General features: G+C 66.1%; 14 protein-coding genes and 1 pseudogene. 11 read left to right on the plus strand and 4 right to left on the minus strand.

Going from position 1 to position 16,881, the window contains the following annotated elements; genetic code table 11:
* Window positions 1-272 (minus strand): annotated as a pseudogene (locus ACPEH1_RS19285) (IS3 family transposase); the annotation flags it as partial.
* A 1,309-nt stretch (window positions 273-1,581) separates the two neighbouring features.
* Between ACPEH1_RS19285 and ACPEH1_RS19290 the strand changes: the two are divergent.
* Genes ACPEH1_RS19290 through ACPEH1_RS19300 form a run of 3 tightly spaced genes read left to right on the plus strand, consistent with a single transcriptional unit; the run spans window position 1,582 to window position 3,322 of the window.
* Window positions 1,582-2,268, plus strand: coding sequence for a hypothetical protein (locus ACPEH1_RS19290; protein ID WP_423716223.1), 687 nt, complete (start codon window positions 1,582-1,584; stop codon window positions 2,266-2,268).
* The gene (locus tag ACPEH1_RS19295) at window positions 2,250-2,714 is read left to right on the plus strand and encodes a hypothetical protein (protein WP_423716224.1); all 465 of its coding nucleotides are present in this window, start codon (window positions 2,250-2,252) and stop codon (window positions 2,712-2,714) included. The genes ACPEH1_RS19290 and ACPEH1_RS19295 overlap by 19 nt, the downstream gene beginning before the upstream one ends.
* The gene (locus ACPEH1_RS19300; protein ID WP_423716225.1) at window positions 2,711-3,322 is read left to right on the plus strand and encodes an RHS repeat domain-containing protein; all 612 of its coding nucleotides are present in this window, start codon (window positions 2,711-2,713) and stop codon (window positions 3,320-3,322) included. The genes ACPEH1_RS19295 and ACPEH1_RS19300 overlap by 4 nt, the downstream gene beginning before the upstream one ends.
* A 190-nt stretch (window positions 3,323-3,512) precedes the next feature.
* On the opposite strand, the gene ACPEH1_RS19305 is transcribed toward ACPEH1_RS19300, so the two are convergent.
* Complete coding sequence (locus ACPEH1_RS19305; RefSeq protein ID WP_423716226.1) at window positions 3,513-4,760, minus strand: diguanylate cyclase; 1,248 nt, start codon at window positions 4,758-4,760, stop codon at window positions 3,513-3,515.
* A 71-nt stretch (window positions 4,761-4,831) separates the two neighbouring features.
* Window positions 4,832-5,638, minus strand: coding sequence for an alpha/beta fold hydrolase (locus tag ACPEH1_RS19310; RefSeq protein ID WP_423716227.1), 807 nt, complete (start codon window positions 5,636-5,638; stop codon window positions 4,832-4,834).
* Window positions 5,639-5,766: 128 nt separating this feature from the next.
* Between ACPEH1_RS19310 and ACPEH1_RS19315 the strand changes: the two genes are divergently transcribed.
* The 5 genes from ACPEH1_RS19315 to ACPEH1_RS19335 are packed head-to-tail and all read left to right on the plus strand — an operon-like array spanning window position 5,767 to window position 11,674.
* Window positions 5,767-6,447, plus strand: a complete 681-nt coding sequence (locus ACPEH1_RS19315; RefSeq protein WP_423716228.1) for a vWA domain-containing protein — start codon at window positions 5,767-5,769, stop codon at window positions 6,445-6,447.
* Window positions 6,448-6,449: 2 nt separating this feature from the next.
* Complete coding sequence (locus ACPEH1_RS19320; RefSeq protein WP_423716229.1) at window positions 6,450-7,205, plus strand: PP2C family serine/threonine-protein phosphatase; 756 nt, start codon at window positions 6,450-6,452, stop codon at window positions 7,203-7,205.
* Window positions 7,206-7,209: 4 nt separating this feature from the next.
* Complete coding sequence (locus ACPEH1_RS19325) at window positions 7,210-8,631, plus strand: hypothetical protein (protein WP_423716230.1); 1,422 nt, start codon at window positions 7,210-7,212, stop codon at window positions 8,629-8,631.
* Window positions 8,628-10,607 (plus strand): TonB family protein, encoded by a 1,980-nt coding sequence (locus tag ACPEH1_RS19330; RefSeq protein WP_423716231.1) that lies wholly within the window; start codon window positions 8,628-8,630, stop codon window positions 10,605-10,607. The genes ACPEH1_RS19325 and ACPEH1_RS19330 overlap by 4 nt, the downstream gene beginning before the upstream one ends.
* Before the next feature lie 59 nt (window positions 10,608-10,666).
* The gene (locus ACPEH1_RS19335) at window positions 10,667-11,674 is read left to right on the plus strand and encodes a 2-hydroxyacid dehydrogenase (protein ID WP_423716232.1); all 1,008 of its coding nucleotides are present in this window, start codon (window positions 10,667-10,669) and stop codon (window positions 11,672-11,674) included.
* Window positions 11,675-11,695: 21 nt separating this feature from the next.
* Here ACPEH1_RS19335 and ACPEH1_RS19340 read toward each other — a convergent pair whose 3' ends face one another.
* Window positions 11,696-12,085, minus strand: a complete 390-nt coding sequence (locus ACPEH1_RS19340; RefSeq protein WP_136004389.1) for a hypothetical protein — start codon at window positions 12,083-12,085, stop codon at window positions 11,696-11,698.
* 140 nt (window positions 12,086-12,225) lie between these two features.
* Between ACPEH1_RS19340 and ACPEH1_RS19345 the strand changes: the two genes are divergently transcribed.
* From ACPEH1_RS19345 to ACPEH1_RS19355, 3 genes are all read left to right on the plus strand, one after another.
* Window positions 12,226-14,334: a hypothetical protein gene (locus ACPEH1_RS19345; RefSeq protein ID WP_423716233.1), complete on the plus strand. Its 2,109-nt coding sequence runs from the start codon at window positions 12,226-12,228 to the stop codon at window positions 14,332-14,334.
* Between the two features lie 262 nt (window positions 14,335-14,596).
* Window positions 14,597-15,673 carry a ubiquinol oxidase subunit II gene (gene cyoA, locus ACPEH1_RS19350; protein ID WP_017355325.1) on the plus strand — a complete coding sequence of 359 codons (1,077 nt, stop codon included), beginning with the start codon at window positions 14,597-14,599 and terminating at the stop codon, window positions 15,671-15,673.
* An 8-nt stretch (window positions 15,674-15,681) separates the two neighbouring features.
* On the plus strand, window positions 15,682-16,881 hold a 1,200-nt coding region (locus ACPEH1_RS19355), incomplete at its 3' end, for a cbb3-type cytochrome c oxidase subunit I (RefSeq protein ID WP_423716234.1).

Here is a 16,881-nt window from a genome sequence, read left to right on the forward strand (position 1 = left end):
TTTCTGCAACGCACCTGTAGGCCCGCTTCCTGGTACAAGCGCTCCACTCGCTTGTAGTTCACGACCAGCCCCTTCTGTCGCAGTTTCAAATGGATTATGCCCACTCCGTAGCGTCTGTGCCGGTGCGCCAGCGCAGCGATCTGCTCGCGCAGCTCAGCGTTGCGATCGGCCCGAGGCTCATAGCGCAGCGCGCTAGCGCTCATCCGCACCACCGTCAGCGCTCGCCGCTCGCTCACCCCCTTCTCGACCATGCTCCGCACCAGCAGCCTGCGGTCTGCATTGTCTCGCGCCGTTGAGTCGAAGCTGATCGAAACCAATCCTTTGATGGGCATGCGCCAGCGATCAGCCGCGAGCCGCAAGGTCGTACGGTTCTTGTCTCCAGATGAGGAGGCAATGCTCTGAGCTGCACTCGCAGCGCGCGATCTGGCTGGCGTAGAGGGCAGGGCAAACGCCAATGCGGCCCGACGTAAGTACCGGCAAGTGGTTCTGCCCGATTTGCCGATGGATGGGTATGTCGATCACCTAACGCCCGTGGTTCTCACAGCCATGAATACCGGTATGAGACGGGGCGAGCTTCTGTCGATGACATGGGCCGACATCAACTGGGAAGCAAAGATGCTGACCATCCAGGCGGAGAACGCCAAGTCCAGCATGTGTAGCGTGCCGGGTCCAAGGAAGTGCTCGGGGCTGCCCTGTCGGCCATCTCGAGCAGCTATAGCGAGGAACTCTCTGGATTCAGCGTCTGTGTGTGGCCGCTGGATCGGTGATCTGTTGGGCAAGGAGATGGACGAGCTTTGCGCCTTGGGGAGAAGGTATTTGTCGGACGCGTGGTGTTGTGGCGTGTTGTTCTCACGCCCGTTCCCGTGTTCACTTCTTCAGGCAGCGCCCCCAAGAGAGAGAAGCCTGAATGTTCTGCAGCACGCTCCAACTTTTCACTACGTGCGAAGGTGCATCTCGTGTTGGCCGAGAGCGATGAAAACAAGACTTTTCTGACTTCTTTCGTCTAGACGCCGATGCTACTGTTGACGTAGGCGTCGTTGGGAAGGCGCAGGCGCCGAGATAAGTGCCGAAGCATCTAGAATGGTGGTGCGGAGATCGAGGTTGCGGGAGTATGTCGTGTATGAGAGGCTGCGTTGCAACTTGTCCAGCATGCCCGCCCGTTCGGTAATGGTGGGTGCGGTAAGCGAGCTGGCCCAGCGCGGATACTGAAGGGTGAGTTAGGGGAGAAGTATGGCGAAGGCTATTCTCGTAGTATTTCATCTACTTATTGCTGTTGTCTGCTTTGAAGTGCAGGCGAACGACGTAGTCAATAGGTGCCCTCCAGGAACATATCCTTATCTCGACCGTCCATGTGATCAGGGTCAGGCATATGTAGAGGTGCATCGAAATCACCGCGCATGGCTTAAGGCTCGCTCGGACTTTCATCCGCTTTATGTCGGTTTGCTTCCGGGCTACCCCGATTACTATGCATGGAAGTGCAGATCGGATCTCTTCCCTTGGATACCGGAGACCGGCTGTGGTGGGGCGTGGTTCAGGGAGCACAGTACCTGCGCAGGGCGGCCTGGAATAAGCTTGCCTGGCATGACGATTGGACAGCACCATTGTGTACAAGGCTGCGAGTACAAGGTGACAGGAAACTCAGAGTCAGAGCCAACAGGTGCTGTCTGTTTGCCGGACCCTTGCCCCGAAAGCGATACGTTCGGGTGTGGCAAGAGCGTTGCCCAACTCGAGCAGGCAGCCAAACCGTCCTCTGATCCGCGCCATCTCTTTCACGCGCAGCAGAGCTGCATTGCCAACAAGTCCTGCAAGCTTCGTTGCGAGATGGACAATTGCCAATGGATGGATGAAGTAATTCCAGGATTCGTAGACCCATACCTGGGTGGGAGCGGACGTTGGCCTGCAGTCGAAGCGTCATGCGGCGATGTGAAGAATCAGCTAGGGAGCATGCTCGGCGCAAAATGGATCGTAGATCGTGAGTGTTTTTCCACGATGGGTTGGTATCACGTGCAGGTAGATCTCCTGGGAGCGCTGCAAAGATCCGGGTGCGGGTCGCAGAGAGACTGGAATCTGGTCGGTGACCAGATCGCTCCATGCTTGAAAGAAAGCCAGCCAGGCTATCCGCAGGCTTACTACACGATGGGCGGTATCTTCGTTCATGCGGCACGTGAAGCCGTGCGCGTGCAGTGCATAGCCAAGCGCTTCATCCAAGGGTTGCCGATTGACATCAATACCGACATCGAGGGAAAAGTATGCAAAGCCGCTTACTGACCGCCATGCTGCTGGGTACGTTGGCGTTCAGCGCGAACGCGCAGGATGACGGCCGCCCCACGTGGAGCCTTCGAGCCTCGATCGCAGGGCAGGATCTGATTGGGGAGTGGGAGCTCTCCCAGCTATCAAGCGGCGCAAGCAAGGAGGAGGTACTCAGCAGTGCCTTGGTTTCGCAGGTCGGTGTTGCACAGGGGGCTGCGCTCCAGATCCAGGTCAAGTTGGTCAACCCATCTGGCGTCGTGACAGACGTTACCGGATCACCGAAGCTCATGTACCGCCCCAAGGCGTGTCTCACGGTTGCGGCCAATGGCACCGCTACTGTCGCACAAGCCTCCGATTCTCTATGGCCCTGCGACAAGGGCGCTCCCATACCATTGACAATCATTTACGCCGATCAGTCAGCAGGCGTGGCTGCAGTGAATATGTATCTGATGAAGGTGGATTGAGGCCGCAGGATGGTTCGCTCGGGCCGGAAGCGGAGCGCCTTGTTCGTGAGGGGATTACCCGCGCCGCCCAGGACGGGCGGCGGGTGTTCCAAAGCGATGCACGCAAGCGCGTCGGCCGCGAATTCGTGCGCCGTGCAGCGAGCCTGATCGCGCAGCGTGAGTACAACGCTGCAGGCGCAACCATCACGTACCTGCATACCAATGCGCTGGGAAGCCCAGTAGCAAGTACGAACCAGGCGGGGGCTGTCGTCGAGCGGACGCACTACGAGCCTTATGGCGCGCCGATCAGGAAGGTGGTGGACGGGCCGGGGTATACCGGGCACGTCATGGACGGGGCCACCGGGCTGAGCTACATGCAGCAGCGGTGTATGCACCCGCAGTTGGGTGTGTTCCTGTCGGTTGATCCGGTGACGGCATATAGCGATCCGGTGGCGCAGTTCAACCGGTATCGATATGCGAATGGGAATCTACATCGATTTTCCGATCCCGATGGTCGTGTTGCGGCGGATGGCGCTTACGGGGCAACCGTTGCCTACATGCTTCGAAATCAGCCTGAGAAGTTCTGCTATCGCCGAGGAGTTCCGGAGAATCCACGAGTCTTCGGGTAACTGATTGAATCTGATCTTGACGTCGGCATGGCGTTCAACGTGCCGACGTCTGGTCTGGCGGTGCCGTATTTTCTGCAGCTCGTGCGAGCTGTGAAGTGGGCTGTCTAGACTGACGGGCCAGAGCAGGGCGCGCGATCTGGAAGGTTGCTAATCACGCGCAGGATTTGGTTATCGAAGGTCAGCACTCCTTTCACGCAGAGTCCGTCACCGGCTGCGCCATTCTGACCCGGTTCCGTCCGCCCGCTTTCGCCTCATACAGCGCCTCGTCGGCGCGCCCGATCAGTTCCTCAAGCAGTGTCTGATGGCACCCGGGCAGCGCGTCACCGATGGCACCGCCGACACTGATGGATACCGCAATCCGTTCCCCACCGATGCTGATCGGTTCGGCGGCAATCGCACGGCGCAGGCGCTCCGCGGTGATGTGGACCTCGTCGTTGGTGGGCGCGGCGAGCAGGGCGATGAACTCCTCACCGCCGAAGCGGGCGAGCAGGTCGCGGTCGCGCAGCGCTTCCCGGCAGCGCTTTGCGACAACCTTGAGCACTTCATCGCCGATCGGATGGCCGTAGGTGTCGTTGATCTTCTTGAAATGGTCCACGTCGAGCATGAGCACGGCGACGGCACGCCCCTGGGCCTCGCGGGCCGCGATGATCTGTGCGGAGCGCTCCTCGAAGTGGCGGCGGTTGGGGATGCCGGTGAGCGGGTCGGATGCCGCGAGGCGGCGCAGCTCGGCCGCCATCAGCAGGTCGGCGGTGACGTCCTCGAACAACCAGATGCGCCCGTGCTCGCCATTGCCGCGCACCGGGTGGGTATCCACTTCGTAGGTGCGCTCGCCGAGCGTCCAGTTGAGTTTCGCCGCGAAGTTCATGTCCCCGATCTGGGTAGCGTAGGCCTGCTCCAGTTCGGCATGGTTGTCGCAGCGCTGCCGCAGTGCCCGCATCGGGCCGGCGAGGTCGGCGGCGCGGTGGTTGCCGGGAGTGCTGCCCAGCAGGTCCGCCGCGCGCTCGTTGACCACGGCACTCTGGCCGTCGCCGTCGATCAGGACGATGCCTGCGGGCACGCTCTCCACGAGGTCGATGAACTGGTTGCGCACGATGGACTCACGCACCGCCTCGCGCCGTGCCGACAGAAGCCGGGCGACGCTGCCTGCCAGCAGCGGGATCTGCGCCGTGAGGGGCGGCGCATGGCGCCGCCACAGCAGGAGCAGGCCGCTGAGTGGCGCCCCGTGGGAAGGCGCAGGGACGAACAGCAGGTGTGCGGCGGGGCCGCCGAGGGCATGCATGAAGGCGCTGGGCAGCCGGAAGCCGCTTGCCTCCATCGCCTGGCCGTCCCATGCATGGTCGAACACGCCGCTACGGGCCATGTTGAAGCCGGCCGCGGGCACGGTGGGGGACGCGGTGGCCCAGCTGGCGCGCCCGTCTGCCTGGATCTCGATCGCCATGACCAGGTCCGCCTGGGTCGTGAGGCGGACGAAGTCGCACAGTGCGGCCAGTGCCTGGCTGTCGGTCGTGGTCAACGTGGTGCCCCACCCAGACGATGCGTCAGGATGCGGACGACTTCCTCCGGTGCCGTCATGTGCGGCAGGTGGCCCGACGCGTCGATGACGTCCAGGGTCGCGCCGTCGATGGCCTTCTCCAGCCACTGTCCGACGGCCACGGGTACGGCCATGTCGTGGGCGGTCTGGACCAGGTGGACCGGCGTGGAGACCTGCGGTGCCAGCGACCGCAGGTCGGAGGTGAAGATTGTCCGCGAGGTGCTGAGTGCGATATCCGGGCGCATCTGGAACAGGGTGTTGGAGAAGTCGGCGATGACCGCGCTGTCGTCCACACCGACCACCATCGGCGCGAAACCTGCCACCCAGGCCTGGTAGTTGGCGCGCATGCTCTCGAACAGATGTTCCAGGTCATCCGGCTGGAAGCCGCCGGTGTAGCCGTCGTCGTCGATATAGCGGGGCGAGGCGCCGATGATGACCATGCGTTCGAACAGATCCGGTCGCGCCACCGAGGCGGCTGCGCCGATCATGCCGCTCATCGAGTGCCCGATGTAGGTGCAGTTGCGCAGGTCGAGCTCGTCCATGATGTCGAGCAGGTCGTCGGCGTAGCCGAACAGCGAGCCGTGCCGCTCGGTGTCATAAGCGTCAGCGCCCAATGGCCCGCAGCCGGCAAGATCAAAGGAGATCACGTCATAGCGTGCCTCGAACCAGGGCCGCAGTGCGGTCCAGGCGCTCTGGTCGGTGCCGAAGCCATGCGAGAGGATGGCGACGTCTTTTCCATTGCCGCTGCGGCGGCCGTTGAAGCTGCTGAAGCTGTTCAAGCACATCTGCCCATCGCGTCGCACAAGGGCCCGATGGTAGGGGAGAGGCGGGGGCGGGGTCTATCGGATGGTGCCGACGGGCCTATAATCGCCTCACATATTCCGCAGATCCAAGAGCACGGAGGCTCGACGCCATGTCCATTGCCGCAATCCCCGACGTTTCGCTGGTCGACAACAGTGAGCAGCGCACGCCGCTGATCCTGGTACTGGACTGCTCCGGCAGCATGGGCGGCGGCCCGATCGAACAGTTGAACGCAGGCCTGAAGCTGCTCGAGCAGGAATTGAAGGCCGACGTGATCGCGGCCAAGCGCGTGCGCGTGCTGCTGGTGGAGTACGGCGGCATGGACAACGCTGCGATCAGTGGCGACTGGTGCGATGCAATGGATTTCGCCGCGCCGCAACTTGTGGCCAGCGGCACCACGCCCACCGGCGCAGCCGTGGAGCTGGCGCTGCAGGAGATCGAGGACGAGAAGTCCCGCTTCCGGCAGGCGGGCGTGGCGTACACGCGGCCGTGGCTGTTCCTGATGTCCGATGGCCAGCCCACCGACGCGTGGGAAGAGGTGGCCGCGCAGTGCCGCGATGCGGAGCAGCAGAACAAGGTGGCGGTGTTCCCCATTGCCGTGGGCGACGCCGATATGGGCGTGCTTGGCCAGTTCAGCCGCAATGGCGAGCGCGGTGTGAAGCGCCTGCAGGGGCTGCAGTTCAAGGAACTGTTCCTGTGGCTCAGCGCGAGCATGCGCGTGGTGTCCAACTCGACGCCCGGCGGCCAGGTGCAGCTGCCGGCGACGGACAGCTGGTCGCAAGTACCGGTCTGACCATGTCCTGGCGCGTGATGGCCGCATCGGCCACGGGGCGTTCCCATCTTGATCGCGGGCAGCCCTGCCAGGATGCCTTCGCATCGGCATGCGTGCGCGGGATGGTGGTGGCGGTGGTCTGCGATGGCGCGGGCTCGGCTGCGCACAGCGACGTGGGCGCGCAGCATTTTTCCGCTCGCGTGGTTGAGGCGGTGGGCCGGGCGCCGACGCTGGGCGATGACCCGCTGGCGATGACGGTGGATGTGCTGCGGGCGATGCTGGAAACCGCTGTCGAAGACGCCCGCGAACAGCTGGCAGCAGTGGCGGCGGCGCAGCGGCTGACGCTCTCCGACCACGCCTGCACGCTGGTAGGGGCGATCGCCACCGCGCGTGGCGGCTGGTTCTTCCACGTCGGCGATGGTGTGGCGGCCTGCGCGTTCGCGGGTGGCATGGCCGATGCGGTCTCGCTGCCGGCCAATGGCGAATACGCCAATGAGACCTGGTTCGTGACCGGCACGAACTGGCGTGAGCAGTTGCGGCTGACCCGCTTCGAGGGCGATGTGCAGGCGCTGGTGCTGATGTCCGACGGCGTGCAGCCGTTCGCGATGACGCGCGCCGGCGACAGCCTGTTCCCGCCCTTCATTGCGCCGGTACTCCGCTATCTTGCCGGCGTGTACAGCGAGCACGGCAGCGAAGCACTGCGCGCGACGCTGGCGGACCCGCGGACCGACCAGATCACCGGCGACGACAAGACGTTGCTGGTGGCGCTGCCGGCCTGAGCCGATGCCGACGCGCAGCGGCGACACCATCCATGACCAGCGCGGCACACCGCTGACGCTGGGGCGGCTGCTCAAGAGTGGTGGCGCCGGCAGCGTGTTCCTGCTGAAGGAGCGGCCACAGGAAGTGGCCAAGCTGTACCACTCCAGCAAGGATGCGCCGGTGTACGAGCGCAAGCTGCGCGCGATGCTGGAGCTGCAGCCGGAGTTGCCGGCGGTCGAAGAGAACGGTCAGCGGCTGGTGCAGATCGCCTGGCCGGTGAGCCTGCTGCGCGACCGCGCGCGGCAGTTCATCGGGTTCACCATGCCGATTCTGGATGTGTCGGCCACCAGCGACCTGGAGCATGTGCTGCAGGAACGCCAGGCGCGTGCTGAAGGCCTGCCGACCGGGCTCGGTGCGAAGATGACCCTGGCCGCCAATCTGGCGGCGATGCTGGCCACGCTGCACCGTCGCCAGCACTATGTGGTGGACCTCAAGCCACTCAACGTGCGGTTCTACCGCGATGCGCTGTACATCGCGATGCTCGATTGCGATGGTTTCAGCATCCAGGGCAAGGGTGAGCGCTTTCCAGCGGGGCAGGTCACGCCGGACTACCTGGCGGCCGAGTTCCAGCAGCGGGGCGTGAGCGCCGGTGCCGAAGAGGCGCAGGACCGCTTTGCGCTGGCGGTGATGGTGTTCCAGCTGCTCAACTCGGGGTTGCACCCCTATGCGGGGCGGCCGAAGGGGGCGGCGCTGCCCAGCGACCTGCCAGGGCGGATCGCCGCGAACCTGTACCCGTACGGGCGCAAGGCGCATGCGCAGATGCTGCCGTCGCCGGTAAGCGGCCATGAGGCGTTTCCGGCGGCGTTGCGCGAGATGTTCGACCGCGCGTTCTCGACCCAGGCGCGCCGCCGGCCGTCGGCACAGGAATGGGCCACGCTGCTGCTGGACTACGCGCGGCGCACTGCAGGGCACCTGGTGGAATGCAGCCAGGATGCCGCGCATCAGCACTTCGCCGGCATGCCCTGTGCGGCCTGCGCGCGCGCGGGGCTGCTGGCCGGCACTGCGCGCGCGGCCAAGGCGCAGTCGCGGCGCAAGGCCGGCAGCGGCGGCAAGCGGCGGCAACCGGCCCGGCGCCCGGCGGGCAACGCCCCTGCGGCCCACGGAGTCACGGCCGCCGCTCGGGTTCCGGCAGGACAGGCGGGCCAGGCTGCCACTGCCAGCACGCTGCCCGGCATCGGCACGCGGGCGACGATGGCGGTGATCGGCACCCTGCTGCTGGGCTGGGTGATGGGGTGGGGCATGCCGGCGTTCCGGCGCTACGCGGACCTGGCGGTGCCGTCGATGTCCGACGGCCTGCCGCTGGGGATGCATCTGGTGATGCTGGGTGTCGCGATTCTGGCCTTCGTTCTGTTCGTGCCGGTGCTGATCCTGAGCAGGCGGCCATGAAGGTCATCGCGATCCTGATCATCGCGGTGGTGGTGTTCATCGGGCTGTCGCCCTTCTGGGGCTGGTCTGGCGCGCTGGTGTACGGGGCCATCGCATGGCTTGGGCACCTGCTGGCCACCGGCCCGCTGGGCGACGGCCGCGCGGCGTTCCGCACGGCGGTGCTGCTGGGCGGCACGGTGTCGGTGCTGTCGTTCCTGCGCGTGGCGTGGCAGGACCGGTCGTTGAGCTATCTGCTTGCCGGCGGTGGCCTGGGCTTCGTGTTCTTCCTGATCTTCTTTGCCGCCGGCCTGTCGCCGGAACGGGCTGCCCGCAACGCGGCGGCGGTCGAACGGGCCGAGGACGCGCCGGAACAGCATGGCGACGTGCCGCGCTGGTACTCGCGCGCCCAGTTCGAACGCGAGATGGTGGCCAAGGTCCAGGAAACCGCACGCGCCGCGGCGCGCGGTGATCGCCAGGGTGCCGATGCGCTGCTTGAGGAGCTGCACCTGTGGTCGCGCAATCCGCCCCGGGTGGCGGAGGATGCGGCCGCCTACGAGCGCCTGCGGGAGGCGTACAACGAAACCGTGGATGCGCTGCGCAAGGCGAACCCCGGCCCGCGGGAGGCGCGCGGGACACGCATGCCGGACCCGGCCACGGCCGAGCAGATCCGCACGCTGGAAGCACGGCAGGTTGTACTGCTGGAGCAGATGTGGGAGCAGTCTGCGTCGAGCATCACTGTGGCGCTGCGGTTGATGACACTCGATCTCAGGACGCTGGCGGTAACGCAGTGGTTGGGCCGCGACGCCACGGCTGATGCCGAGTCCGATGCCGCGATGGAGCGACGGCTGTGGCGTGTCCAGGCGCTGCAGGAGGTGCTGTTTGCCTATGCGCCGATGGACCGGCGGCTGTGGGAGGCCTATGCGGCAACGGTGGTGGACAAGGACGAGGAACTGTCGCTGGGCGCGTTGGTGATCGCGGGCAGGCTCGAAGGGCGCGACCGCAAGGTAGGCGCTGACACCGGGGCGTTCGATGTGAACGCGCTGGTGCTGGGCAGCGATGTGTTGACCCTGTCCACGATCGCCGGGAGCGGATCGGCGACGCGGCGTGACATTCTGGAGGCGCGCGCGGCGCTGCTCGTCGGAAAGCCTGCCGATGATCCAGCGTCGGCCGGGCAGGGGCGGGATGCGGCGCCGGGCGACGAGCGGGTGATGGAAGTCCCTGCGCAACGCGCGCCGCGCCACGATGTGCAGGCCGAGCGCGCGATGCCGCCGGCCGGACTGTTGATCGAGCGCGCGGGACTGGCGCTGCGGCCGCCGCCGGAACCGCCGGCGCCGGTGCCGCGCCGCGATCGCGGCGAGGTGCAGGTCGATCTGGCGGCGGCCGGGTTCAAGGTGACGCCACCGGGCATCCCGTTGCGCCCGCCGGGTATCGTCGCGGACACGCGTGCGGTGCTGGTGCTCGATGTCTGGGAGAACGGGCAGGTGACGTCGGTACTGATCGAGACCGGCAGCGGCAACCCGGACCTCGACCAGGCGGCCCGATATGGCGCGCGCGGCTGGCGAAGCGCCACCAAGGTGCCCAAGGGCGGCGAGCGCAGGCGCGTCGAGGTGGTGTTCAAGGCGCCTGTCACCGTGCAGGCGCCGCCTCCTGCGGAGGATGTCGCGCCGTTCCCGGTCGGTACCACGCCGCCGCCGCCGCAGTTGAATCCGGCGCAGTCGCTCGCGGCGCAGTTGTCGGCGCAGGCGCGCCGCCATCCGCCGCGTTATCCCACGATGCAGGGCGGCGAAAGGCCCGATGGACGGGTCGTGGTGATGCTCAGGATGTCCGCCGGCGGGCGGGTGCTGGACGCGCGCGTGGCCGAGAGCAGCGGCCACCCAGAGCTCGATCGCGCAGCCTTGCAGGCCGCGCGCGGCTGGCATGTGACCCCGACGCGGGCGGTGACGGACGTGGACGAGATCACGCTGCGCATCCCGGTGACCTTCAGCGCAGGCATGTGAGCGGCCCGGGCACCGCCTTCCGCGCTATCGTGGCAGGGCACACCCTTGTCGAGCACCCGATGAAGATCGCCGTTTTCAGCGCCCGTCCCTACGACCGCCAGTCCCTGGATGCCGCCAATGCGCGTGACGGCGGGGACGCTGCCTTCGCGTTTCTGTATTTCGACGCCGCTCTGGATGTGCACACGGTGGCGCTGGCGCAGGACTGCGAGGCGGTCTGCGTGTTCGTCAACGATCGCCTGGATGCGCCGGTGCTGGAGGCCTTGCATGCCCAGGGCGTGCGCGCGGTGCTCCTGCGCTGCGCGGGATTCAACACGGTCGACCTGGCCGCCGTGCAGCGGCTGGGGTTGTTCGTGGCGCGCGTGCCGGCGTATTCCCCCGAGGCGGTGGCCGAGCACACGCTGGCGCTGGTCATGACCCTCAATCGCCAGACGCACCGCGCCTACAACCGTGTGCGCGACGGCAACTTCATGCTTGATGGCCTGCTTGGCCGCACGTTGCACGGCAAAACGGTCGGCATTGTCGGCACGGGGCAGATCGGGCTGGCCACCGCGAGAATCTTCCACGGCATGGGGTGCACGGTGCTGGGCCACGACCCGTGGCCATCGGCGGCGTTCGAGGCGCTCGGCAAATCCGTTGCGCTGGAGATGCTGCTGGCGCGTTCGGACATCGTCTCGCTGCATTGTCCGCTGACGCCGCAGACCCACCACCTGATCGACGCTGCGGCGCTGGCGGTGATGAAGCCCGGCGCGATGCTGGTCAATACCTCGCGCGGTGGGCTGGTCGATACCCATGCGGTGATCGGCGCGCTGAAGTCGCGCCATCTCGCTCACCTGGCCATCGACGTGTACGAGCAGGAGAGTGCGCTGTTCTTCCAGGACCGCTCCGGCGAGATCATCGACGACGAGGTATTCCAGCGCCTGATGACCTTCCCGAATGTTCTGGTCACGGGCCATCAGGGCTTCTTCACCGCCGAGGCGCTGCAGGAGATTGCGGAGATCACCCTGCGCAATCTGGAGCACTACGCGGCCGGCACGCCGTGCCCGAACCGGATCGCCGCCGCCGGTTGAGGGGGGCCGGCGCGCCCCGTCTCAGCGACGCTTGCAGCCGGCCAGATGGATGATGCCCAGGCTGAGGTCGCCGGCCCGCACCGATTGGCATTCGAAGATCACGTGCTGGCCCGGCAGGAGCTTGGCGGCGGCATCCTCGGAAATGGCCGCATCGACGACGTAGCCTTCCCAGGGGCCACCGAACACCGCGAACGCGCCGCCGGCCTTGCCTTCGGCGATATTGGCCACCTCGCCCTGCAGCCGGATCGGTGCGCCGGCGAAGCGACGCTTTGCAGCGATGGGGTTGGACCGGAACGCGCTGACCAGTTCGCCGGGGGAAACCGCGGCGGCGGGCGTTTTTGTCGCAGGTGCCTGCGCGCCGGCGTTGAACGCCACCAGGGCAACAAAGAGACCAACAGCCTTGTAGAACATGAAACATCACCTTCCGTGTGCAGAATCGCGAGGCGATGCTATCGCCCGGTCTGAGCCATCACAAGCGCCGCGCGTACGCGATGGTGCGTTGATAGCATGGACGGCCTTCTGCCGGATTCGATGGACACGGATGTTCGCCCATGATCACCCCTGATTCGGTGCGGCCGAAGCGACCGTCAACGCGCCCGCTGGTGGCCTGCGTCGACACGATCAAGCCGCGCGGCTTCGGTTTTGCCCAGGCGCTGGGCAGCAGCGAGAGCATCTTCCTCAACGAAGGGCGGGTGCGCGAGCTGGGCGGGCCGGATGCGGGGCTGCCGGGCATGCTGGTGACACTGACGGTTGCCGCCGATGCGCAGGGACGGCTGGCCGCAGCGAAGGCCGCACCGCTGCGGCTGGACGATGCCGACGCGGCGTCGCTGTTGTGGGCAGCGTGTGGTGGCGTGGCCGCTGATCTGGCGTGCGGGACCTTGCCGGCGGTGCCGCCGCTGCTGGTGATGGCGATGGCGCCGGCCGGCATCGCGCGTCCCGCAGCGCTGCGCGCGCTGGCGGCGCCCGGCGCGGATCTGCCGGCCCGACTGGAGGCATTCTGGGCGGCGAGGCCGAACTGGCGCCCGGCGCTGCTGGCGCTGTTCGGGGAGTTGCAGGGGGGGCGCGCCTGGCCGGTGGGGTGGGCGGTGCGGGACGTCGAGCAGGCCACGGAGAACGCCGCGGCGTGGGCGCGGCTCTGCGCGGCGCTGGAGGCGCGGCCGCGCGATTGGCCGGCCGGATTCGACGCCTGGCCGCACTGGGACCATGCCAATGCGGCGAGCATCCAGCGGGTGGGGCTGCTGCGGATCAGCAACAGCCATGTGGCCGGTCAGCAGTTCGCGGCAGCCGTTGTCGAACAGCGGCGTCGTACCGTGATGGACGCGGCGAGGCTCTTCGAGGCGTTGACGCCGGACGACCATGCGCTGGCTGGCCTGTGGTGCCGCCGGTCGGATGGCAACGCCCCGTTCCCGGCGGAAGTGGCGCAGATGCTCACCGCGCGGGCGGCCGAGAAGGCGGCGGCGGCCTACCTGAACGGGCTGGGGTTGGCGGTGGCGGACGTGGCCATCGAGCAGTTGGCGGGCAGCACCGATGCCTGGCGGGTCATGGACCTGAACGTGGATGGCATGCATGGGGTGGACGTGAAGAACATCCGCCGCAGCAAATACGGTCGCCTGCAGAGCAGCCGCTGGAAGGTGAAGCGCTTCAAGCGCGACGCGAGCGGCGCGCCCGTGCTGTTGTGCGGCGTGAGCAGCCCGCATACGAAGCTGCAGTACGGGGCGCTTTCCTCTCAGGACTTCGGTGACTCCGTCCGAATTCTCGGGGTGACCAGTGCCGGCGAGTTCGCCGGCCTGCGCCGCGCCTTCAGTCACGCCGGCGGCATTACGGTGCGTACCGGAGAGCGCCTGCTGGAGCTGCCAGCCTGGGCGTGGGACTACCCCATAGCCCATTACCGCCAACGTGACGCGGCGCTGTTGCAGTTGCGCGAGGTGGTGGCGGGGCTGCCGTCCACACGCCTGGCCGAGCGCTGGCGTCGCGGCCTGCCGGCCGTGCTGCTCGCGCTGTGGGGTGCGGCGCCGCCGCGTCCCGACCACACGCCGGCGCAGCAGCGCCTTCTGCAGCGGTTGGCGATGGCCTGGGCGGGGCGCCAGCAGGTGCCGCGGTTGGCGTGGTGGGCCCTGTTCGTGCTGCAGACATGGGCCCAGGAGCGGGCGGCGGGCCATCGCTTCGACCAGGACGCGCTGCTGCCGTTGTTCGACAATCCGCTGCTGCGTTTCCACCTCGGCCCGAACCAGGCCGTCGGCACGTCGCCCGGCCCGGCGCTCGGCATCGACGACCCGGCGGAGATGCTGCCCATGCTGCTGCGCGCGCTTGGCCGCCTGGATGCCGCCCTGCCGCCGCCGCAGCAGCTGGCCTTGTCCAACCTGACGGTGCTGTTCAATGGCGTGCTGGTGGGCACGTTCCCCGACGGCCGGCGCCGGACGCTGCTGGCCCATTGCGGCGGGCGGCTTCCGGATCTCATGATCGACTGCGGCCACCGCCCCCTGGTGTACGGCGAGCAGGTATCGTGCGCCTGTGGCCGGTTGATCTGCCCGAAGTGTGGGACCTGCACCGATACGCGTTATGCCGTGTGCGAGGCCCAGCAGCAGCGTGATGAAGCGCGCCGGCCCCCGGCGGTGGAGCAGGGCGCGGCTGCCCCGACGCCGTTCTGGCAGGGACGGTAGTCGGCGCGTTCATGTCTATACATGGCGCCGGAACTGTGCCGATCCGGGTGCCCTGCGCGCGGTGCGACAACGTGTCGCAGCCCAAAACAGGGCTTTTCTGCGCTGGATCATTGTCAATGCCTTTCTTAAATGGTGCGTGACGGCCTAAAATTAGAGGGCTGACAAGAACGTCCCTGTGCCCGTCCCCCCTGGACCGGCACAACCGGCTTTGGCCGGGGTGGGGCGGGCCTGACCTGCATTCCCTACGCAATTGGATCGACCGATGATTCCGTTGAAACCCCTTGGACGCTTTTTGCGTCCGGGCCTGCTGTTTGCGTTGTCCGTGTTCCTCACGGGCTGCAACTCGGCCATCCTCAACCCCAAGGGCCAGATCGGCCACGATGAGAAGACGCTGCTGATCACGGCTACCGTGCTGATGCTGCTGGTCGTCGTGCCGGTCATCGTCATGACCCTGGCCTTCGCGTGGAAGTACCGTGCGTCCAACACCAAGGCCCGCTATGAGCCGAAGTGGTCGCACTCCACCGCGATCGAAGTGGTGGTGTGGTCGATTCCGTGCATGATCGTGCTGGTGCTGGCGGTCCTTACCTGGCGCTCCTCGCACGCGCTGGATCCGTACCGTCCTCTTGTTTCCGACAAGAAGCCGGTGGTGATCGAGGCCATTTCGCTGGATTGGAAGTGGCTGTTCATCTATCCGGAAGAGAAGATCGCCACGGTCAACGAGATCACCTTCCCGGTCGATACCCCGCTGAATTTCAAGATCACGTCCGATTCGGTGATGAATGCATTCTTCATCCCGCACCTGGGCAGCATGATCTACTCGATGACGGCGATGGAGACCAAACTCCATCTGATCGCCAACGAGACCGGCGAATTCCCGGGCATGTCCTCGCACTACAGCGGCGCGGGCTTCAGCAAGATGCATTTCAGTGCCCACTCGGTGACCGACGCGCAGTATCAGGCGTGGCTGACCAAGGTGCGTGCCGAGCGTGGCAGCCTGGACAAGGCCGCGTTCAACGCGCTGGGCGCCGAGAAGAACCACGACTGGCACCCGGTGACCTACTACGGCACCGTCGAGGCTGGCCTGTTCGACTGGGTGATCGCCAAGCACATGGGCGACAACCAGCACTACGGCATGAAGCACGACCACAAGGCCATGAAGCATGACGGCGCCGAGGGCGAAAGCCACGAAGGCCACGCCATGCCGGGCATGGCCGAGGGTCATGACGCTGCCGACGCGCACGCCGGCCATGCGGCCGGCGCCGCCGACGCGCATGCCGAACACACTGCAGACGAGCACGCCGCCGCCGGTCACACCGGCCACGGCGGCTCGGGAGAATGAGCATGAATCTGTTGGGTAAACTGACATTTGCCGACATCCCGCACGACCCGATCATCATCACCACGCTGATCGGCGCGGGCATCGGTGGCCTGCTGCTGCTGGCCCTGATCACCAAGTTCAAGTTGTGGGGCTATCTCTGGAAAGAGTGGTTCACCTCGGTCGACCACAAGAAGATCGGCGTGATGTACCTCGTTGTCGCCTTCGTCATGCTGCTGCGCGGCTTTGCCGACGCGATCATGATGCGTGTGCAGCAGGCGATGGCGGCCGGCGGTGCCGAAGGCGTTCTGCCGCCGCATCACTACGACCAGATCTTCACCGCCCACGGCGTGATCATGATCTTCTTCGTGGCGATGCCGCTGATCACCGGCCTGATGAACGTCGTGGTGCCGCTGCAGATCGGCGCACGCGACGTCGCCTTCCCGTTCGTCAACTCGCTCAGCTTCTGGCTGTTCGTGGCGGGCGCGGGCCTGGTGATGATCTCGCTGGGCGTGGGTGAGTTCGCGCAGACCGGTTGGCTGGCCTTCCCGCCGTTGTCGGGCAAGGAATACAGTCCAGGGGTGGGTGTCGATTACTACATCTGGGGCCTGCAGGTCGCCGGCCTGGGTACCACGCTGAGCGGCATCAACTTCTTCATTACCATCCTGAAGATGCGCACCCCCGGCATGAAGCTGATGCAGATGCCGGTGTTCACCTGGACCGCGCTGGTCACCAACGTGCTGATCATCGCCGCCTTCCCGGTGCTGACCATCACCCTGGTGCTGCTGACCCTGGACCGTTACCTGGGCACGCACTTCTTCACCAATGACAGTGGCGGCAACGCCATGCTGTACATCAACCTGATCTGGATCTGGGGTCACCCGGAAGTCTATATCCTGGTTCTGCCGGCATTCGGCGTGTTCTCCGAAGTCATCGCCACGTTCTCGCGCAAGGCGCTGTTCGGCTACAAGGGCATGGTCTACGCGACGGCGTGCATCGGCGTCCTGTCGTTCATCGTGTGGCTGCACCACTTCTTCACGATGGGCTCGGGTGCCAACGTCAATGCCTTCTTCGGCATTACGACGATGATCATCTCCATTCCCACCGGCGTGAAGATCTTCAACTGGCTGTTCACCATGTTCCGCGGTCGCGTGCAGTTCACGACCCCGGTGCTGTGGACCATCGGCTTCATGGTCACCTTCACCATCGGCGGCATGACCGGCGTGATGCTG

Source organism: Stenotrophomonas sp. NPDC077421 (genome assembly GCF_049545505.1).
Classification (GTDB): domain Bacteria; phylum Pseudomonadota; class Gammaproteobacteria; order Xanthomonadales; family Xanthomonadaceae; genus Stenotrophomonas; species Stenotrophomonas nematodicola.